Here is a 20293-nt window from a genome sequence, read left to right as displayed (position 1 = left end):
GCGCGGATCGGCCGGCGCATGGCGGCCAGGCAAACGAGTGTTACCGGTAACATTCAGAGCGTCAAGATCGCACACACACTTTTACGGCGGTGGAGTTGGCGTACGTCCGACGGCAGCCGCGATGCCTGACGCCCACCCGTCCGTACTCCGACGGCTCCCGGCCACCCCTCCGTCACGCCGGGCGGGAACGTTTCCGCCGTGTCCCCGCTTCCGCTCCCCGCCCCCGCTTCCACCCCCTCCACTCCCTCCACCACCCCCGCGTCCCCCGTCCGCTCCCCCGCGACCGCCCGTCTCGTGCACCGGGCGGCGGCCCTGCTCCCGCTGCTGATGATCGGAGTGTGGGCCGCGGTCGACTGGCACTCCGTGCGGGGCGGTACGGCCCGGCTGGCCTCGGCCGACCCCTGGTGGCTGCTGCTCGCGGTCCTCTTCACCTGCCTGGGCTGGGTGGCGGCCGCGTGCGTACGGCAGGGCGCCATCCCGGACCGGCTCCCACCGGGGCTGCTGCTCGCCTCCCAGTTCGCCGCCGGCGCCGCCAACCACGTGCTCCCGGGCAGCGTCGGCGCCCATGCCGTCACCCTGCGCTTCCTCCAGGGCCGGGGCATACCGCTCACCCGGGCCGGCGCCTCGATCGCCCTGTACTCCCTGGTCAAGCCGATCGCGAAGGTACCGGTACTGCTCGTCTTCGTCCTGGCCTTCCCCGGCATGCTGGAGCTCGGCGAACTCGTCCCGGACGACGGGACATTGCTCCTGGCCGCCGGGTGCGTGGTGCTCGGCCCGGCGGCGGCCGCGCTGCTCGTGACGGCCGTACGTCCACTGCGCCGACCGGCGCTCGCCCTCGTCCGCACCACCCTGACCGACGCACGGCTGCTGCACACCCGGCCCAGCCGCGTCCTGGCCCTCTGGGGCGGCGCGGCCGTCGCGCCGGTGCTCCAGGCGTGCGTGCTCGCCTCGGTCGGCGCCTCGCTGGGGCTGCCGCTGTCCTGGGCGCAGGTGGTGTTCGTGTTCCTCGCCGCCGGCACCGCGGTCGGGGCCGTGCCGGCGCCGGGCGGCATCGGCCCCGTGGACGCGGCCCTGGTGTTCGCCATGACCGCGTTCGGCGCACCGCTGGGCCTGGCCACGGCGACCGTCATCGGCTACCGCGTCCTGACGGTCTGGCTGCCCCTGATCCCGGGCACGCTCGTGCTCTCGGCGCTTGTGCAGCGCAAGGTGCTGTGAGCCCGGGGTGCGCGCCGCACCCGCGGCGACAGGCGGGAGCGAGGGCAACGCCGCATGGCGGGCCCCCTGCCGAAGCAGACCATCACCGCACGAGACGGGTGAGCTGGTCAGCGGCGGCATCCGGACCCGGGCGGCCACGGCGCCGGCGTCACTGCGGGCCTGCCTGACCGCCGTGGGCGCGAGCCTCGAGGCCGTCCTCAACGGGCGCGTCACCGCGCCGACAGCGCGTTTCAACGAGGTCTACGCCGCATTCTTCGGACTGCGTCGAGTACGCCCCCGTTCCGACCCGCGCGTGCGCGGCCGCTCGAATGAAGCGGCCGCGCCCGCGAAGCCTCAGCTCTGATCCGGCTCCAACCGCAACGAGATGCTGTTGATGCAGTACCGCTGGTCCGTGGGGGCCGGATAGCCCTCACTCTCGAACACGTGCCCGAGGTGGGATCCGCACCGGGCACACCGCACCTCGGTCCGCACCATCCCGTGCGAGCGGTCCGCGATCAGCTCGACCGCGTCGGCGTCCTTCGGGTCGAAGAACGACGGCCAGCCGCACCTCATTCACCACTTCGGCCTCAACAACCCCAGCGCCGAGCCGTACCGTCAGACTGCAACCACATGCACATCCGGCGGTGCCAGAACCTCCAGATAGGCGCGGAGATCATCCGGATCACTGGTGAAGATGACCGCGCTGCCGTGCCTCACTGCCGCCAGTGCCACCCAGGCATCCACCGCATCAGGACGCTTCTTGACCGGCAGCACCGCCTGCCCCAGAGCCGTACCGATGCGCCGCCAGTCGGCCAGGTCCGGCCCCGTGGCGCAGGCCAGGCACTCCGGGCGGCCCGCCGTCGTCTCGCGCATCGGCGGCTCGGACGTACGCGCCTGCGGGACAGCACAGTCCCTGAGCACTCCGGACAGGGCGTGCACCAGCGCCGGACGTGGCCGCCACACCTGAGCCAGGACCGGGCCGAGCACCAGCGCCCGATGCGGGGTCGACCGCACCCCCTCATGGAGCGCCACCGCCTTCGCCTTGCGGTCGGCGAGCGCGATGAGCATGCCGGTGTCGTACACCGGCACCCGAGCGCTCACGCGGCATGCCCCGGGCGATATCCCTGCCGGTCTCGGCCGTGCACGAGACCAAGGGCCTCTTCGACCTCGCGGCGCTCCTGCTCCGTCAGGTCCACGGGCGCGTCAGCGGGCCTTCCTGACATCTCTCCGGCTTCCCGCTCCGCCCGGGCGATCACCGCATCCACATCGGCGAACTGCTCCTCTATGGCATCGCTCTCCGCCATCTGCCGCGTCGCCGCGTGCACCAGGTACGCCGAGACGTCCATACCTGCCCGCTCCGCATGCTGCCTGATCCGCTCGGCCTGTGCCTTCTCCAGACTGATACTGATCCGCGTCTTCGCCATATTGGTAGCGTATGACGCGTATTACGAAGGTTCAAGTGGCGGCCGGACCAACCCGAAGTGGACTTCCCGGCGGCCGGCCCCTCGGGCGGCTCGGCGGAGGCCGTTCAGCGCTGCTGACTCATGCTCTGCCCCGCTCGCCGACATGATCCGCCGTTGCTGGAGCCCGGCTCGACACCGGCCTCCGACTGGCACAATGCATCGAAAACTCAGGGGAGTTCACGGGGACGGGGGATGCGCAATGCGGCGTCAGGCGTTGGTGGTCGGCATCGAAGGACCTGCCGCAGACCCCGCCGACGACACACCCCCGCAGTGGCAGCAACTCACCTATGCGGCACCGAGCGCACAACGGGTGGCTGAGGCACTGGAGAAGGAGTACGCCTATGTCCTCCTGGAGCCCGGTAACGACCCCGCGACTACCGCCGCCGCGCTGGGCGACGCCCTGACTCAGGCCGTCAGCAGCCAGGCCGACTTCACCGTCATTCATCTCCTCGCACACGGAGAACCGACCCGCAACGGTCACGGCATCCAGGCGGTGGGTGGGGACGGCCGCCTCACCGAGGAACTGGCCCGTTGGGTCAACATGGCGGAGCACCAGGACACGGACGGCAGCGGCGATCCGGCCGTTCTGCTGATCCTCGATCTGTGCCATTCCGGCGCCGTGGTGACCGAGCACCTGCGGTCGCTGGTCCGGCCAGAGCGCCGCCGTGTCTGGGTGCTCGCCGCCTGCCACTCGGAGCAGGACGCCTATGACGGCCGCCTGAGCACCGCCGTCGACGAGGTGCTTCGCGGCTTCGCCTCCGGGACCCTGAAGCTCGACACGTCGGTGCCGTACATCCCGATCGCCCGGTTCTGCCGCGAGGTGGCTCTCCACGTGGAGTCGCGGAGCACAGCCCTGAATCCGCAATCCGTCGAGCAGCCACTGGCCGCGCTCGGTGCAGACCTGTCGCACCTGAGGTTCTTCACCAACCCTGGATACGAACCGGCCGGCGCGCGCAGGCTCGCCGGCGTGGATCCTGCTGTGTTCGCCCTCCTCGACGAAGTGGCCGACGCCCGCCACTTCGTGATCCGGGCGCATGGTGCCGACAGCGCCTTCGGCGACCTCAGCGCTCCGTCCTTCACCGGACGGAGCGACGAACTCCGTGAACTGGCAGGCTGGTTGGACGGTCACGGGCCCTCGTTACGCGTGGTCACCGGCGTACCAGGGGTCGGCAAATCCGCTCTGATCGGCACCTTCGTGTGCGCCGCGCATCCGGCGCTGCATGAGACCACCGAGCAGTTGTGGCGGCCATCGGGCGGCGACATTCACGAGACCACCGACCAGCTCGCGATCGTGCACGCGCGACGGCGCGGTGTCCCGGAGATCCTCACCTCGCTCGCCACCCAGTGGGAGCTCGGTTCTCCCAGCGACGCAACGACGTGGACAACGGACCAACTGGCCACGGCACTGCGGGCCAAGCCCGTACCCCCCTGTCTCGTCATGGACGCGGTGGACGAGGCCGAGCACCCGGCCGATCTGGTCAGCGCCGTGCTGCTGCCATTGGCATCGATTCGGCGGTCGGACGGGGGACCGCTGTGCAGGATGCTCGTCGCGACGCGTCCGGAAGCGGCACCACGGCCGCTCATCGAGGCGGCCCGTGCGTGCGATGGGCTGATCGACCTGGACGAGGTGTCGCCCCTGCGACTCCGCAAGGACCTGACCCAGTTCGTTCTGCGGGTACTGCGGCCCCTGCTCCCCGGCGTATCGCCGTGGTGCTCACTCGCGGCAGCCGAGAGCCTGGGCGGCGCGCTGGCCGACACCTTGTTGAGCGGGTCACGCGAGTGGGGCGAGTTCCTTGTCGCCGGGCTCTATCTGCGGCTCCTCCAGGAACAGATGCCACCGCCGGCGACGACCGAGCAGGCCGAGCACCTGGGCAGTGACGTGCCCCGTACGCTCGACGCGGTCCTCGACCTCCATCTCCGTCTTGACCCTCGACCGGGCCTGCACGAACTACTGGCCGCGCTGGCCTGGGCGGAGGGCGCGGGGATGCCGGAGGACCTTCTCGCCCAGGTCGCGAACCCCGATCCGGCTCCGGCCGGGGAGGACCGGGCAACCACCGCTGATCTGCTTCGGGCCGCGCGTTTCTACATACGCCGCAACGTCGATCGTGAAGGCGCTCCGCTCTACCGGCTCTTCCATCAAGGGCTGGCCGACCGGCTCCGCGAACATCCTGTCCTGGACGCGACCACGGTCTGGGAACGCCTGCTCGCGACGGTGCGAACGAGCAGCTCCGGCCGCCGCCGGTGGGCGACCGCCGAGCCGTATCTACTGCGGCACGCGGCGCGCCACAGCGCGCTCGCCAGCAGGCTCGACGAACTCCTCGAGGACAGCGAATACCTGGTTCACGCGGACCCGGCTCCACTGGCCCAGGAGCTCTACCACGGTGAACACGGCCCTCACGGAACGGTCTATCTAACGTCGTACGGAGCCCACCACCACGGTCCGCCCGGCCAGCGGCGCGACATCCTGGCTGTCGACGCGGCTCGGCACCAGAAATGGCAGCTCGCGGCAGACCTCACGCAGGACACCGGCCGTCGCATCGTCTGGACCGCCGGCCGGTCACTGCACACCGGCCTCCTGACGACACTGACCGGGCACCGTGGCAGGATCTGGGACCTGACAACCCTCGAGATGTACGGCCGCCCCCACGCCTTGACAGCTGGTCAGGACGGTACGGCCCGGTTGTGGGACCTCGACTCCGCGACGACGACGCTCGAACTCGGGGACCACGGTGCTCCGGTGGGGGGCGTGGTGGCCGGGAAGGTCCACGGCCGCCATCTCGCCGTGACTGGCTGCGACAGCGGCGAGCTGCGGGGATGGGACCTGGCCACAGGACATCTCCTGTGGACGGCCCCGGCCCATGCGGGCCCAATCTGGTCCATGGTGGGCGTTCGCTACGAGGGGGTGCCCTCGGTGGCCAGCGCGGGCGAGGACCGAGTGATCCGCTACTGGGAACTCGCCACCGGCGCTCCGCTCGCCGCCACACACCTGTCCGCCATCAACGGCCACGTGTGGCAGCTGTCCCGCGTCACCGTCGACGGCAGGGGCGACTGCGTCGCTGCCTGCTACGACGACTGGGTCAAGGTCCTGACCGTCCATGGCGAGGAGGTCGAGCTGCCGCACACCACCTGGGAGCGACTGTCGTGCTACCGCTACCTCGATCTGGGACATGGTCCCGAGCCGGTCGCGGGCGATCGGGACGGAACCGTGTGGATCGGCGACGAGTTCCTCGAGCTCCTCAACGAGGATCGTCTTCATGCCGACGCCGTCTCCGATCTCGCCGCCGTGTTGCTGGACGGATCCATGTACCTCCTCAGTGCGGGCATGGACGGTGTCGCACAGCTGAATCCACTGGACGGCGACGGCAGCGCACGGCAGGTCGTCAGCCACACCACTGCGATCACCCGTGTCGCGATCGTGTCCGAACCGCACCGGACTCGAATCCTCACTGCGAGCAACGGCGGTACCGTCCGCGTCTCGGACGTGGCCGGGGGCGAGGTGCCTCAACGCCGCCCCGGGCACACCCACGCCATCAATGATCTGACGGTGCTTCCCGACGGCCGTCTGGTCTCGTGCAGCGAGGACGGAACCATGGCTCTGTGGACCGTGGACGGTGCGGTCGGGCAGCGGATCGCCCTGCTGCACCACGCAGACTTCCCGCTGCCGGACCAAGCCACCGGCATCGCGGTCCTGGAGATCGGCGAACATCCGAGGATTGTCGCCTCGTGCGCACACAGCGGGGTCGCCCTGTGGGACACGAACACGACCGAGAAGCATCTGGAACGGCGCGACCTGGGTGGAGGACCAGGTGCCGCCGCGATCGTCACCGTCACCATCGGTGGGGCCCAGCACGTCGTCTACGCCTCCAACAGCGGTGAGGTCGTGATAGCCACCGCCGATCACCTGGACCGAATGTCCCGCTGGCCCGACGTCGACGTGACGGACCCGGCGTGGAGGGGAGAACCGGAGCGCGTCCTGCTCGCGCAGTCCGAGGTTAGGACCATCGAAGAATGGGGAAGGACGGTCGATGTTCCCGTAACCGCGACATGCCTGGCAGCCTCCGCCACCCACGTTCTGGCCGGATACCACTCCGGCCACGTCCGGTCCGCGCACCTGCTGGGCTCACCCCCGCCACAGCTCGTCACCGAGCACCCTGCCGCCGTCCACACCGTTGCCGCCGTCGACCTCGACGGGCAGCCGTACGTCGTCAGCGGTGACGACCGGGGCGAGGTTCGCGTGACCGCACTCGACGCCACCCGGACGTTCACACTGACCGGTCACACTCGTGCCGTCTTCGCCGCGATCCCGGTCCTGCTCGACGGACACCCGCACCTCTACACCGGCGGACTCGACCGGTCCCTGCGGCTGTGGGACCTGAGAAGCGGCAGACAGGCCGACGTCTTCTGGTTCCCGGACACCGTGTTCGCCATCGCCGTAGCCACCGACGGCGCCCTGTACATCGGGGTAGGCCCGGACATCATCCACATGGCACCGCACGACCGGCTCCAGGTACGCCCGAATCCGACTCCCGACCAAGGACCAAGCATCCGATGACCGCCTTCGTGGCCGTACACGGCGTGGGCCACTACCGGTCCGCACTCTCACCGGCCGATATCGTCACCGCTCGCTCGGCCGCCTGGGCCAAGGACCTCGCCGCCGGGCTGGGCACGGCCGCCGAGCACGTCCCTGTCACGTACGCCTACTACGCCCACCATCTCCACCACGGCAGGCCCGTCGCGCACGGTTCTGAGGACCTCGACCAGCTGGAGCGCGAGCATCCCCACCTGGCCGAGGACATCACCCACTGGGCGAAATCGCTGGACGAGTCCCTGGGCCTGAGACTTCCGCCACCAGCAACGGCTCAGGGACGCCTGGCCGTGCCGCTCCGGCAACTCGTGTCCGCGATCTCCGAGCATCTGAGCCTCGACGGCCGCCTGACCCGCGCGTTCATCGCCACGTTCTTCCGCGACGTCACGCGCTATCTCAGCGGGCCGGGCGACGCTGCCCGCGCCGCGGCCCGAGAGGAGGTCGCAGGCGTCATCTCCTCGACGGGCGCCCGCGTGGTCATCGCCCACTCTCTCGGAAGCGTCGTGGCCTACGAGGCGCTCCACGCCCACCCGGAACTCGAAGTCGACCTGCTCCTGACACTCGGCTCCCCGCTCGCACTCCGCCACGGAGTCTTCGACCGCCTGTCACCAGCTCCGCTCGCCGGCACCGGTGAACGGCCGGCAGGGGTGCGCCGGTGGGTCAACCTGGCCGATCACGGGGACATCGTCGCCGTCCCCCGCCCCCTCAAGCAGCGCTTCCCGGCAGTCAATCTCGATCTCACGGGCAGTATCGCCCCCTTCGACTTCCACCGAGTGGCCCCCTATCTACGGTCCTCTGTTGTGGCCGCGACGTTGGCGCCGTACCTCATCAAACACACCGATGTACGCGGAACCGACGCCACCTGATCCGCGAGTGGGCGACCACGCCCCCTGCCGGGCACGCTTCCGGACCGCGGCGCCATGATCTTTCCGAAGCAGGCGAACCTCGGCGGGGGTTCACCGCGAATACCGAGCAATCCCCTTCCTTGCCCGCGCGAGTGTCGACCCTCCGCCGGCGGTAACGGCTGCGTTCGGTAAACCGGCCCACAGGCTCCGCATCGATGTCCCGCGCGGAACCTCCGCACGGGGCATCACTTCTACTCACAGGCACTACAAAAGGCGGCTTCTGGTCACTCCTCGTCCGCCACCAGCTGCAACGAGATCGAGTTGATGCAGTACCGCTGATCCGTCGGCGTCGCATACCCCTCGCCCTCAAACACGTGCCCCAGATGCGAACCGCACCGAGCACACCGCACCTCGGTCCGCACCATCCCGTGCGAACGGTCCGCGATCAGCTCGACCGCGTCGGTGTCCTTCGGGTCGAAGAACGACGGCCAGCCGCAGTGGGAGTCGAACTTCGTGTCCGAGGTGAACAGTTCGGCACCGCAGGCGCGACACGAGTAGACGCCCTTGGACTTGCTGTCGGTGTACTCACCGGTGAAGGCGGGCTCGGTGGCGGCCTGGCGCAGCACGGCGTACTCGGCCGGGGTCAGCTCCGCACGCCACTGCTCGTCCGGCTTTTCGACGTCGTACGACATGAAGTTCAGCCCCTTAGGTTCGGTTCAGTTCCGCGACAGGCGGTCCAGGATCTGCGGGCCCAGGTCCGTCACGTCGCCCGCGCCCATGGTGAGAACGAGATCGCCGGGCTTGGCCATTCCCGCGACGGCCTCGGGCACCTCCGCCTTGTCGTGCACCGCCGTCACGTCGGCGCCGGCCGCCCGCGCGGCCTCGATGATCAGCTCGCTGGTGATGCCGGGGATCGGGTCCTCGCGGGCCGGGTAGATGTCGAGGACGACGGAGGCGTCCGCCAGCGACAGGGACTGGCCCATCTCCTTGCCGAGCTCCTGCGTACGGGAGAAGAGGTGGGGCTGGAAGACCACCAGGATGCGCGCGTCGCCGGCGGCGGCACGCATCGCCTCCAGGTCGGCCGTCATCTCCGTGGGGTGGTGGGCGTAGGAGTCGATGACCTGGACTCCGGCCGCCTCGCCCTTGAGCTGGAGCCGGCGCTTGACACCGGTGTAGGCGGCCAGAGCCGGGGCCAGCTCCGCGGCCGGCACGCCCAGCGCGACGCCCGCGGCCAGCGCCGCCACCGCGTTGCTCGCGTAGTGGCGGCCGGGGACGGAGACGGCGAAGGTGAGTTCCTGGCCCTCCAGGAGAACCGTGACCTCGCTCTTCAGGCCCTGGGCCACCACGGAGAGGATCCGCACGTCGGCGTCCTCGGCCTCGCCGTACGTCACCACCCGCACATCGCACGCCGTGACCCGCCGGGTCAGCTCCCGCGCGCCCTCGTGGTCCGCCGAGACCACCAGCGTGCCGCCCTCGGTGACGCGGTCGACGAACGTCTCGAAGGACTCGTAGATCTCCTCCATCGACGCGTAGTTGGCGTGGTGGTCGAGCTCCACGTTGAGGACGATCGCGACCTCGGGCGCGTACTTGTGGAAGCTGCGGTCCGATTCGTCCGCCTCGGCGACGAAGATGTCGCCGTCGCCGTGCAGGGCGTTGGAGCCGGGGGCGTCCAGGTCGCCGCCGATGGCGTACGACGGGTTCAGGCCGAGCTCGGTGAGGGAGACCGCCAGCATCGACGTCGTGGTCGTCTTGCCGTGGGTGCCCGCGACCGCGATGGGCCGCAGGCCGTCCATCAGCCGGGCGAGCGCGTCCGAACGGTGGACCACAGGGATGCCCAGCTCCGCCGCACGGGCCAGCTCCGGGTTGTCCGCGCGGATCGCCGACGACACGACCACGCAGCTGGCGTCGTCGGCGAGGTGCTCCGCCGCGTGCCCGATGTGCACCGTCGCGCCCAGTGCCCGCAGTGCCTGAGCGGTCGCCGACTCCTTGGCGTCACTGCCCGCCACCTTCGCCCCGCGCTGGGCCAGGATCTTGGCGATGCCCGACATCCCGGCGCCGCCGATGCCGATGAAGTGCGGTCGGTCCATGGCGGTAGGAAGGCCCGGGGCCATGTGCGTCTCCCTGGAGTGGTGCGGCGAACGTGAGCCCTAAGCGTATGGCAGGCGCGATCCCGTCACGGGTAGCCCTCACGCCTTGCTGTGCGAGAACAGCTTCAGTACCGGCACCCCCACCTTGTGCCGGGCTCTGGACGCCCAGTCCCGGTGGAAGAACTCCTCCACGTAGTGGGGATCGGTCAGGACGATCACCTCGTCGGCCCCGACCTCGTCGACCAGGGCCTTGAGGGCGTCCAGCGGATGGTCCTCGACCAGACGGCCGTCGGCCTCGCTGCCGGCCCCGCGCAGGGCCGTCAGGGATACATCGAGCGCCTGCCGCGCGGGCTCCTTCGCCGCCTCCCCCTCCGGCGTCTCGCCCTCCCGGGCGGCGTCGTCGAGGTCACCGAGCGCGATGTCGTCGATGGCCCGCAGCAGGCGGTCCGCCTGGTCGCCGCGCGGCTGGAGCAGGACATGGAAGAAGACCGCCTCGTCCCCGTGCAGAGTGGTGACGAACTCCACGTCGGCGGACGTCAGGGCCTTCTCGATCATCAGAACGCTTGTGAACACCCGGCGCCTCTTCTCCTTCGAGAGCCCGGCGGGCTCTGTGTCCTCCGTGGGCCGTGCCCGGCCCTGCAGAAACCATCCTGCCCCGTGATTGCACGGGAACTGGCGGATTTAGTGTGCCCGCCGGAAGCTAAACGGAACGGAAAATTCCGCCGCTTTCGTGATCATCCGAACCAATAGGTGTCAAAAAGGCGTCAAACCCGCCGGTACCGGCTGAACAGGAAGCCTTCTTCCTCCAACAGGGACACCAGCACGAACCGGTGCGGAACCGCGACCGAGGGCCCGCCCGCGATGCGCTGTGCGGCACCGGCGGTGAGCATCGGGGCGACGGTCAGACACAACTCGTCGAGGACTCCGGCGGCCACCAGCTGGCCCAGCAGCCGGGGGCCGCCCTCGGTCAGCAGCCGGGTGTGGCCGAGGTCGGCGAGCGCCCGTACGGCACGGGCAGGGTCCACGCCAACGCCGTCACCGGCGATCAGCACGTGGGCCCCGGCCTTCTCGGCGGCCGCGATCCGGTCCGGGGCCGCCGCGGCGCCGGTGAGGATCAGGGTGGGCACCTCGGGCGCGGTGAACAGCGGGAGCGAGAAGTCGAGGTCCAGGCCGGCCGTGACCACCGCGATCGCCGGCGCCGGACCCTGCCCGGCCGCCTCCCGCAGCGCCGCGAACTCCGCACGCGCGCGTGCCGGCCGGTAACCCTCCTGGCGCACCGTTTCCGCGCCTACCATCACCACGTCCGCCAGCGCCCGCAGCGTGCCGAAGATCCGCATGTCGGTCGCGTTGGAGATGGGCTGCGAGCGGCCGTCGTGCTGGGCGGCCCCGTCGAGCGTGGAGACCATGTTGGCCCGCAGCCAGGGCTGCGGGCCCGCGGACGTGGCCCCGGGCGCGGGGGCAGGCTCGGGATAGGCATAGGCGGCGGCCAGCTCGTCGAGGCTCCACTCACGATCGGCACCGACCGAACCCGCATCAGGCGCCTTCTGCGCCTCACCGGAGGCCCGGGCTGCTGTCTCATCGGTCACAGGGAACAGGCGTCGCATGCCGTGCAGTCTGGCACGACGCCAGGTCCTGCCCGGCGGACCGAACCGTAGGTACCGGGGTCCGGCACTCACTCCCCGGTCTCGGCTTCAGCGCGCGCCAGGGACCTCATCGGCTTCAGCTCGCCCCGGGGACCCCATCGGCTTCAGCGCGCGCCGGGGACCCCATCGGCGTTGCCGTCAGTCGCCGACTCCCCACACTCGGCCTCGCTCGCGCGGGGCCCCTCGACTCCCTCCTCCGCCTCTCAGCTGCACGCACCGGACCCCGCTCGCCTCCGTCACCAGGCAGCCGGCGTTGCCCCAGCACGACGTGGCCCGCCGGACAGGCCCGAGCCGGACAGGCCCTAGAGTGGTGAAACGTGTCGTCCTCCACCCCAGCCCCCGGTCTCAGCCCGATAGCCGACGCGGCCCCGCTGTCCCTGTGCGCCCGTGAGCCGCATGTCCCCGCGGACCGGCTGGTCGCCGAGATGGTGCCGCCGCCGCGGTTCGACTCGGTGCGCTTCGGCACGTACATCCCGGACCCGAACCAGCCGAGCCAGACCGAGGCCGTACGGGTCCTCGAGGGCTTCGCCGGCGGGCTCGGCGGGGCGCACGCCCCCGGTGCCGCCAAGCGGGGGTTCCTCGGGTTCGGGAAGGCCAGGACGCCGAAGGCCCCGGCCGGCCCCCGCGGTGTCTACCTCGACGGCGGCTACGGCGTCGGCAAGACCCACCTCCTGGCCTCCCTGTGGCACGCCACTCCGGCCGAGCCCGCACTCAAGGCGTTCGGCACCTTCGTCGAGCTGACGAACCTGGTCGGCGCCCTCGGCTTCCAGAAGACGGTGCAGACCCTCTCCGGCCACCGTCTCCTCTGCATCGACGAGTTCGAGCTGGACGACCCCGGCGACACGGTCCTCGTGTCCACGCTGCTCGGCAAGCTGGTCGACGCGGGCGTCGCGCTCGCCGCCACCTCCAACACCCTGCCGGGCAAGCTCGGCGAGGGCCGGTTCGCGGCCGCCGACTTCCTGCGGGAGATCCAGGGCCTGTCCGCCCACTTCCGCCCGCTGCGCATCGACGGTGAGGACTACCGCCACCGCGGCCTGCCCGAGGCGCCGGCGCCGTACTCGGACGAACAGGTGACGAAGGCGGCGTACGCCACGCCCGGCGCCTCCCTCGACGACTTCCCGCACCTGCTGGACCACCTCGCCCGCGTTCACCCCAGCCGGTACGGCGCCCTCACCGACGGCCTGAAGGCGGTGTGCCTCACCGATGTGAGCCCGGTGCCGGACCAGTCGACGGCCCTGCGGCTCGTCGTGCTCGCGGACCGGCTCTACGACCGTGAGGTACCTGTCCTGGCCTCGGGCCAGCCCTTCGACCGGCTGTTCAGCGAGGAGATGCTGAAGGGCGGCTACCGCAAGAAGTACTTCCGGGCGATATCCCGCCTGACCGCCCTGGCCCGCGACGCCAAGCGACTCGTCGAGGCCTGATAGCCGATCAGCCTTCCCAGGACAAGGGCCAGTTCACGCCAGACGACCCGCGCTTTTCACGCTCTCTTCGAGTCGACACGCCGAGTTAACCCTGCAAAGTACTTTGCAGGGTTAACGTGTTTCTTGACCAGCCATTGACCAAGCGTTGGTCTGGACTAGAGGCGTGAACTGTCGGAAGGGGGGCGCATGTTCCGAGGTACGACGGCCCGAGCCGTGGTTTCGCTCCTCGCCACCGTCCTGCTCGCCCTCCCCTTCTTCGCACCCACCGCTTCCTTCGCATCCGCGCACACGGCCCGTCATGCCAAGGCCAAAGCCCAGCCCGGATTCAAACCCACGGGCAAGGCGCTGCGCGACGAGCTGGTCACCTTCCGCGACTGCACTCAGCCCGGAGGCCCGGCCAACCCCTTCCGCACCCGCGACCGGCACCACGTCACCACCAGCGCCGACTCGGCGCCCCAGGAGCCCGAGCGCCCGCTGCTGGTGCGGGACCCCACGGCCGCCCACCGGCCGCCCGAACCCGGCATCGCGTACCACCGCTCGTCGAGATCCTCGACAGCGCACTCTCCGGCAGCCCTTCAGGTCTTCCGCTGCTGAGCACGGCAGAACAGTCCCCCCACCCTGTCCTGCAAGCCCGACGCGCCCCGCCGCGCGCCAGGAGGAATCACCGCGCATGCAGCCCCTCATCGACAACGCCCGTACGTTCGGCCGGCGCCCGGAGGAGTTCGCCAAGCTCGCCGACGGCCAGTCCCCCCAGGTCCTGTTCATCACCTGCTCCGATTCCCGGGTCGTACCGGCCCTGATCACGGGCGCCCGCCCCGGCGAGCTCTTCGAGCTGCGCACCGCGGGCAACATCGTGCCCCCGTACACCACCGGCCGCCCCACCGGGGAGGCGGCCACCATCGAGTACGCCGTGGAGGTGCTCGGCGTCCAGGACGTCGTCGTCTGCGGCCACTCGCACTGCGGTGCCGTCGGCGCGCTGGTGCGCGGCGACGACCTCGACGCCGTACCCGCCGTACGCGACTGGCTCGCGCACGCCGCGACCGACCCGGCGGCCGAGGACCCGGCCGGGGACCCGGCGGACCCGACCGTCGCCCGGGCCGTGCAGAACCACGTGCTCGCCCAGCTCCTGCGGCTGCGCTCCTACCCGTGCGTGGAGAAGCGGCTGGCGGACGGCCGGCTGCGGCTGCGCGGCTGGTACTACGAGGTGCACACCGGGGCCGTACGCGAACACCGCGCGGACACCGACGCCTTCGAGTCGCTGTGAGCGCCGCCATGAGCAAGTACCTGACCCCGGCCAGGTTCCCGCATCTCAAGCAGGACTTCGCCGCCTCCCTCGTCGTCTTCCTGGTCGCGCTGCCGCTGTGCGTCGGCGTGGCCGTAGCCTCCGGCGTGCCGGCCGGGCTCGGGCTGGTCACCGGCATCGTGGGCGGCATCGTCACCGGGCTGATGCGGGGCAGCAGCCTCCAGGTGTCCGGCCCGGCGGCGGGGCTGACCGTGCTGGTCTACGAAGCCGTGCGGGAGTTCGGACTGCCCGTGCTCGGCGTGATCGTGCTGGCCACGGGCGCGCTTCAGATCCTCATGGGCGCCCTGAAGCTGGGGCGCTGGTTCCGGGCCATCTCGGTCTCGGTCGTCGAGGGCATGCTGGCCGGCATCGGACTGGTGCTCATCGCCGGACAGCTGTACTCGGTGATCGGTGCCAAGGCCCCGGAGTCCGGCCCGGGCAAGATAGCCGGGCTGCCCGAGGCGTTCGTGGACGCCGTCGGGAACACCACGGCACTGGCCTCGCTCGCGCTCGGCGCCGGCACCGTCGCCGTACTCGTGCTGTGGAAACGCGTGCCGCGGCGGGTGCGCATCGTCCCCGGTCCGCTGGCCGCGGTCGGCCTGGCGACCCTGGCCGCCGTGCTGCTCGACCTGCCGGTGGCCACCGTCGAGGTGAAGGGCCTGCTCGGCTCGATCCAGCCGCCGTCCCTGGACGCCTTCGGCGACCTCACGCACGTCGGCCTGCTCGGCACGATCGTCGCCTTCACGCTGATCGCGTCCGCCGAGTCGCTGTTCAGCGCGGCGGCCGTGGACCGGCTGCACGACGGGCCGCGCACCGCGTACGACAAAGAGCTGATGGCGCAGGGCGCGGGCAACGCGGTGTGCGGTGTGCTCGGCGCGCTGCCGGTGACCGCCGTGATCGTGCGCAGCGCAGCCAATGTCCAGGCGGGCGCCCGGACGAAGGCGTCCCGGGTGCTGCACGGCCTGTGGCTGCTGCTGTTCGCCGCGCTGCTGCCGGACGTGCTCGCCTACATCCCGATCCCGGCCCTCGCGGGCATCCTGGTGCACGCCGGCGCCAAACTCATCCCCGTACGGGAGATCGCCGCGCTGTGGCGTGAGCACCGCGGCGAGGCGCTGGTCCTGATCGTCACCGCCGTGTCGATCGTCGCGATCAGCATGTTCGAGGGCGTACTCATCGGTCTCGCGCTGGCCGTCGTCAAGGCCGCCTGGGAGGCCTCGCACATCAGGCTGGAGGTCGTCGACAAGGGCGCCGGACCCGTCCAGGCGTACCTGTCGGGCAACGTGACCTTCCTGCGGCTGCCGAAGATACTCGACAGCCTGGAGGCGCTCCCCCAGGACCGCCCGGTCGAGCTGGATCTGTCCGGGCTGCACCACCTGGACCACGCCTGCCGTACGGCACTGGAGAGCTGGGCCGAGCGGCACAGTGCAGCCGGTACCGAGCCGGTGAAGGTGACCGCGGCCTGAGCTGCGCCCGGCGTCGGTCCGGGGCGCGGGGCGTGGCCCCGGACCGGACGCCGGGCATATCGTTGCAAGAGCAGATATCTCTGGCCTCTGCTGAAGGAGGTCGACATGCTCGAGGAGCTGCTGACGGCGGCCGCGGCGGTCGGTTCCGCCGGCGTGGTGTACGCCGCTGCGGCGGCGCGGGTCGTCAAACAGTACGAGCGCGGAGTGGTCTTCCGGCTCGGACGGGCGATCCGTGAGGTGCGTGAGCCGGGGTTCACGATGGTGATTCCGGCGGTCGACCGGCTGCGCAAGGTCAACATGCAGATCGTGACGATGCCGATTCCGGCCCAGGAGGGCATCACCCACGACAACGTGACCGTACGGGTCGACGCGGTCGTGTACTTCAAAGTCGTCGACGCGCCGGCCGCGATCATCAACGTCGAGGACTACCGCTTCGCCGTCTCGCAGATGGCGCAGACCTCGCTGCGGTCCATCATCGGCAAGAGCGACCTGGACGACCTGCTGTCCAACCGGGAGAAGCTCAACCAGGGCCTGGAGCTGATGATCGACAGTCCGGCCGTCGGCTGGGGCGTGCAGATCGACCGCGTCGAGATCAAGGACGTGTCCCTGCCGGACACGATGAAGCGCTCCATGGCCCGGCAGGCCGAGGCCGACCGCGAGCGGCGGGCCAGGATCATCAACGCGGACGCCGAACTCCAGGCGTCCAAGAAGCTGGCGGAGGCCGCCGGGGTGATGTCCGAGCAGCCCGCCGCGCTGCAACTGCGGCTGTTGCAGACGGTGGTGGCGGTCGCCGCCGAGAAGAACTCCACGCTCGTGCTCCCCTTCCCGGTGGAGCTGCTGCGCTTCCTGGAGAAGGCCCAGCAGCAGCCGTCGGCAGCAGCACCGCCACCACCACCGCCACCACCCGTCGAGCAGTGACACATGCAACACGCGTGGTTCCGGGGACGCGCGTGGAGTGATAAACACAGCGGGGTCACAGTCTCCTGTCCGCCAGCAGGAAGGTTGCTGCCCCATGACCGAAACCGGTCGCGCCACAACCCGACGTCGAGTCCTCGCCCGTAGCGGTGCCCTGGGAGCGGGCATCGCGTTCGCCGGAGCCCTGTCCGAACTCTTCGCGGGTACGGCCGCCGCACAGCCCCTGGGCAACAGCGGCTACGGCCCGCTCGTGCCGGACCCGGACGGACTGCTCGACCTGCCGAAAGGATTCCGCTACCGGGTCCTCTCCCGCGAGGGCGACGAGCTCCGCTCCGGCGAGGGCCGGGTCCCCTCCAACCACGACGGCATGACCGCCCTGGCCGGCCGGCACGGTCGCGTCCACCTGGTCCGCAACCACGAGAACCGCCCCACCGCGAAGTTCGCCGTCCCGACGGTCGAGGGCCTCACCTACGACCCGGCCGGCAAGGGCGGCTGTACGGCCCTGACGCTGGACGCGCGGGGCGATGTCCTGTCCGAGCGGGTCGCGATCGCCGGTACCGCCGTCAACTGCGCGGGCGGGCCCACCCCGTGGGGCACCTGGCTGACCTGCGAGGAGACCGAGGACAAGGCGGGCACCAACGGCTACACCAAGGACCACGGCTTCATCTTCGAGGTCGATCCGGCCGACCCGCACCGCACGGGAGCCGTACCGCTGACCGCGATGGGCCGCTTCCAGCACGAGGCGATCGCGGTCGACCCGAAGCGCGGCATCGTCTACGAGACCGAGGACGCGTTCCTCAAGCCCTTCGGCCTCTTCTACCGCTTCCTGCCCGCCAGGCCCCTGGCCGGCGTGGGCTCCCTGCGCGCGGGCGGCCGCCTGCAGGCGATGCGCGTCCCCGGCGTACCCGACCTGTCCCCCATCCAGGAGACGGGCGCCTCCTTCGACGGCGTCGAGTGGGTGGACGTACCGGACCCGCTCGCCGCCGAAACCCCCGTGCGCCTCCAGGACTTCGGCCCGAAGGGCATCACCCATGCCCAGAAGCTGGAGGGGTGCTACTGGGGCGGGACCTGCGTGTACTTCGTGTCGTCCTTCGCCCGCAGCGCGGACGGCTCTGCGGCCGACCACTACGGCCAGATCTGGCGCTACGACCCGGCGCGCCGCCGCCTGACCCTCGTCGTCGTCTTCGGCCCGGCCACCGACGTCCAGCTCCCCGGCGAGTCCCCGGACAACATCTGCCTCGCCCCCAGCGGCGGCCTGATGGTCTGCGAGGACGGCAACGGCGCCCAGCACGTGTTCGGCGTCACCCGGCGGGGCGAGGTGTACGCAATGGCCCGCGGCACCCAGAACATCGGCACACCGGAGGCTCCGGAATGGGGCGAGTTCGCCGGCGTCACCTTCTCGCTCGACGGCGAGACGATGTACGTCAACTGCTACACGCCCGGGACGACCTTCGCGGTGACGGGACCGTGGAGTAGGTAGCGCACGCCACCGGCGGCTGGCGCACCCCGGTGCCTCGGCGCACGATCGAGGTACAGGACCGGAAGGGGTGCGCCGTGGCCGGGAACGGTTCGAAGCCGAAGGCCGGGAAACCGGCCGGGCCGGGCGACACGTCCGGCCTCCGTGAGCTGTTGCGCGTGCGGGGGGACGGGCGCGTCGACCTGGCCGCGTACGACGCCGATGCGACCCCGGGCGGCCCCGGTGACAAGGCCGCGGGGCTCGCGGCCACCGCCCGGATGGGCGAACGCCTGGCCGGCCTCCAGGAACGCCTGTGGGCGGCGAGCACGGCCGGCGACCACCGCCGGGTGCTGCTGGTCCTCCAGGGCATGGACACCAGCGGCAAGGGCGGCACGGTCAAACACGTGATCGGTCTGTTCAACCCCTCCGGCTGCCGGATCCGCGCGTTCAAGGCGCCCACCCCGGAGGAACGCGCGCACTCCTTCCTCTGGCGCATCGAGAAGGCGCTCCCGGTCGCGGGCGAACTCGGCATCTTCGACCGCTCGCAGTACGAGGACGTCCTCATCGCCCGCGTGCGCGCGCTGGCCCCGCTCCCCGAAATCGAGCGCCGCTACGACGAGATCAACCGCTTCGAGCGGTCCCTGGCCGACGACGGCGTGACCGTGATCAAGTGTTTCCTGCACATCTCCTACGACCAGCAGCGCCGCCGTCTGCTCAATCGCCTCGACAATCCCGACAAGCACTGGAAGTTCACCCCTGGCGACATCGACGACCGCGCGCTGTGGCCCGCGTACCAGGAGGCGTACGAGATCGCCCTGGAGCGCTGCTCGACGCCGTACGCGCCCTGGTTCGTGATCCCGGCCGACCGCAAGTGGTACCGCAACTGGGCGGTCAGCAAGCTGCTCCTGGAGCATCTGGAGGCGCTGGATCCGCAGTACCCGAAGGCGGACTTCGATGTGGCGGAGTGCAGGAGACGGCTGCTGGAGACCACTCGGCCCGCACGGCAGGCGCGAGGCCCAGCCGGGTGACTTCGACATAAAGACGTGGACATTTAGTCCGATTTGCGTATTTCCTCCTCATATCATCAGGTCGTGATCGCTCCCGTACGCCGCACCACCGCCGTCTGCGCCCTCGCCGCCGCCCTCGCCGCCTGCGGCACCACCCAGACCGCCCACCACGCCCCGCCCTCGGCCCACCCGGCCCCCTCCGCCGCCGCGTCCCGGCCGCCGACCCTCGCCCCCGGCCCCGCCGGCCTCACCCCCGTCTTCAAGAACGGCCCGCGCACGCCGGACAAGACCGTCGCGCTGACCTTCGACGCCGACATGACCGCCGACGAGGGACCGCGGGCCGCGGCGGGCGAGCGGTTCGACAATCCGCAGCTGATCGCGACGCTGCGGACGCTGAAGGTACCGTCCACCGTGTTCATGACGGGGCGGTGGGCCGAGGAGTACCCGGTCCAGGCCCGGTCGATCGGGCGGGACCCGCTGTTCGAGATCGCCAACCACTCCTACAGCCACTACGCCTTCACCGCCGACTGCTACGGCCTGCCGACCGTGTCCGACGACCGGATGCGGGCGGAGGTGGAGCGGGCGTACGACGCCTTCCGCAAGGCGGGGGTGCCGCACGCGATGCCGTACTTCCGCTTCCCCGGGGGCTGTTACGACCAGCAGGCGCTGCGCGCGCTGAGCGCCACCGGAGTCACCGCGGTGCAGTGGGACGTGGTGAGCGGGGACGCGTTCGCGACGGACGCCGACGCCGTGGCCCGGCAGGTCCTGGAGGGCGTGAAGCCCGGGTCCGTCGTCGTCATGCACTGCACGCGCAGCGCCGCCCCGGTGACCGAGCAGGCCGTACGCACGATCGTGCCCGAGCTGCGCAAGAAGGGCTTCCGGTTCGTGAAGGTGTCCCAGCTGATCGGGGCCGCCGACGGGCGGCGGTGACC

At 70.8% G+C, this 20293-nt stretch carries 18 protein-coding genes and 1 pseudogene; 12 read left to right on the top strand and 7 right to left on the bottom strand.

Annotated features, from left to right (window positions below):
- The first annotated feature begins 198 nt into the window (after window positions 1-198).
- Window positions 199-1215 (top strand): lysylphosphatidylglycerol synthase transmembrane domain-containing protein, encoded by a 1017-nt coding sequence (locus ABT114_RS31140; protein ID WP_351146221.1) that lies wholly within the window; start codon window positions 199-201, stop codon window positions 1213-1215.
- A gap of 7 nt (window positions 1216-1222) precedes the next feature.
- Window positions 1223-1558, top strand: a complete 336-nt coding sequence (locus ABT114_RS31135; protein WP_351146220.1) for a RidA family protein — start codon at window positions 1223-1225, stop codon at window positions 1556-1558.
- Here ABT114_RS31135 and ABT114_RS31130 read toward each other — a convergent pair.
- The 3 genes and pseudogenes from ABT114_RS31130 to ABT114_RS31120 all read right to left on the bottom strand — a co-directional run.
- A pseudogene (locus ABT114_RS31130) lies at window positions 1549-1761 on the bottom strand (peptide-methionine (R)-S-oxide reductase); the annotation flags it as partial. The gene ABT114_RS31135 and the pseudogene ABT114_RS31130 sit on opposite strands and share 10 nt — an antisense overlap.
- A gap of 48 nt (window positions 1762-1809) precedes the next feature.
- Window positions 1810-2295, bottom strand: a complete 486-nt coding sequence (locus ABT114_RS31125; RefSeq protein ID WP_351146219.1) for a PIN domain-containing protein — start codon at window positions 2293-2295, stop codon at window positions 1810-1812.
- A complete protein-coding gene (locus tag ABT114_RS31120; RefSeq protein WP_351146218.1) occupies window positions 2292-2618 on the bottom strand; it encodes a plasmid mobilization protein in 327 nt (108 codons plus the stop codon). Before ABT114_RS31120 ends, ABT114_RS31125 begins: the two co-directional genes overlap by 4 nt.
- Window positions 2619-2856: 238 nt before the next feature.
- On the opposite strand from ABT114_RS31120, the gene ABT114_RS31115 reads away from it, so the two are divergent.
- Entirely contained in the window at window positions 2857-7209 is a 4353-nt protein-coding gene (locus ABT114_RS31115) for a hypothetical protein (RefSeq protein ID WP_351146217.1), read from the top strand.
- A complete protein-coding gene (locus ABT114_RS31110) occupies window positions 7206-8108 on the top strand; it encodes a hypothetical protein (protein WP_351146216.1) in 903 nt (300 codons plus the stop codon). The genes ABT114_RS31115 and ABT114_RS31110 overlap by 4 nt, the downstream gene beginning before the upstream one ends.
- 263 nt (window positions 8109-8371) lie before the next feature.
- Here the strand turns inward: ABT114_RS31110 and msrB are convergent, their stop codons facing one another.
- The 4 genes from msrB to ABT114_RS31090 all read right to left on the bottom strand — a co-directional run bounded on the left by msrB (window position 8372) and on the right by ABT114_RS31090 (window position 11778).
- Window positions 8372-8779, bottom strand: a complete 408-nt coding sequence (gene msrB / locus ABT114_RS31105) for a peptide-methionine (R)-S-oxide reductase MsrB (protein WP_351146215.1) — start codon at window positions 8777-8779, stop codon at window positions 8372-8374.
- 24 nt (window positions 8780-8803) lie between these two features.
- Window positions 8804-10198 carry a UDP-N-acetylmuramate--L-alanine ligase gene (gene murC, locus ABT114_RS31100; RefSeq protein ID WP_351146214.1) on the bottom strand — a complete coding sequence of 465 codons (1395 nt, stop codon included), beginning with the start codon at window positions 10196-10198 and terminating at the stop codon, window positions 8804-8806.
- A gap of 75 nt (window positions 10199-10273) precedes the next feature.
- Complete coding sequence (locus tag ABT114_RS31095; RefSeq protein ID WP_351146213.1) at window positions 10274-10747, bottom strand: indole-3-glycerol phosphate synthase; 474 nt, start codon at window positions 10745-10747, stop codon at window positions 10274-10276.
- A 191-nt stretch (window positions 10748-10938) separates the two neighbouring features.
- On the bottom strand, window positions 10939-11778 hold the full coding sequence (locus tag ABT114_RS31090; RefSeq protein ID WP_351146212.1) for a pyrimidine reductase family protein: 840 nt from the start codon (window positions 11776-11778) through the stop codon (window positions 10939-10941).
- Window positions 11779-12134: 356 nt separating this feature from the next.
- Here ABT114_RS31090 and zapE point away from each other — a divergent pair, with 356 nt between their 5' ends.
- The 8 genes from zapE (at window position 12135) to ABT114_RS31050 (ending at window position 20291) form a co-directional block, all read left to right on the top strand.
- The gene (gene zapE, locus ABT114_RS31085; protein WP_351146211.1) at window positions 12135-13238 is read left to right on the top strand and encodes a cell division protein ZapE; all 1104 of its coding nucleotides are present in this window, start codon (window positions 12135-12137) and stop codon (window positions 13236-13238) included.
- A 186-nt stretch (window positions 13239-13424) separates the two neighbouring features.
- Entirely contained in the window at window positions 13425-13832 is a 408-nt protein-coding gene (locus tag ABT114_RS31080) for a hypothetical protein (RefSeq protein WP_351146210.1), read from the top strand.
- A 76-nt stretch (window positions 13833-13908) separates the two neighbouring features.
- Window positions 13909-14502, top strand: coding sequence for a carbonic anhydrase (locus ABT114_RS31075; protein ID WP_351146209.1), 594 nt, complete (start codon window positions 13909-13911; stop codon window positions 14500-14502).
- A gap of 8 nt (window positions 14503-14510) precedes the next feature.
- Window positions 14511-15983, top strand: coding sequence for a SulP family inorganic anion transporter (locus ABT114_RS31070; RefSeq protein ID WP_351146208.1), 1473 nt, complete (start codon window positions 14511-14513; stop codon window positions 15981-15983).
- 105 nt (window positions 15984-16088) lie between these two features.
- A complete protein-coding gene (locus tag ABT114_RS31065; protein WP_351146207.1) occupies window positions 16089-16901 on the top strand; it encodes a slipin family protein in 813 nt (270 codons plus the stop codon).
- A 94-nt stretch (window positions 16902-16995) separates the two neighbouring features.
- Window positions 16996-18378 (top strand): alkaline phosphatase PhoX, encoded by a 1383-nt coding sequence (locus ABT114_RS31060; RefSeq protein WP_351146206.1) that lies wholly within the window; start codon window positions 16996-16998, stop codon window positions 18376-18378.
- A gap of 74 nt (window positions 18379-18452) precedes the next feature.
- A complete protein-coding gene (locus ABT114_RS31055) occupies window positions 18453-19382 on the top strand; it encodes a PPK2 family polyphosphate kinase (RefSeq protein WP_351146205.1) in 930 nt (309 codons plus the stop codon).
- Window positions 19383-19445: 63 nt separating this feature from the next.
- On the top strand, window positions 19446-20291 hold the full coding sequence (locus ABT114_RS31050; RefSeq protein WP_351146204.1) for a polysaccharide deacetylase family protein: 846 nt from the start codon (window positions 19446-19448) through the stop codon (window positions 20289-20291).
- Window positions 20292-20293 lie beyond the last annotated feature (2 nt).

The organism is Streptomyces sp. NPDC002088, assembly GCF_040296605.1.
Taxonomy (GTDB): Bacteria; Actinomycetota; Actinomycetes; order Streptomycetales; family Streptomycetaceae; genus Streptomyces.
This window is presented reverse-complemented; position numbering and strand designations above follow the sequence as displayed.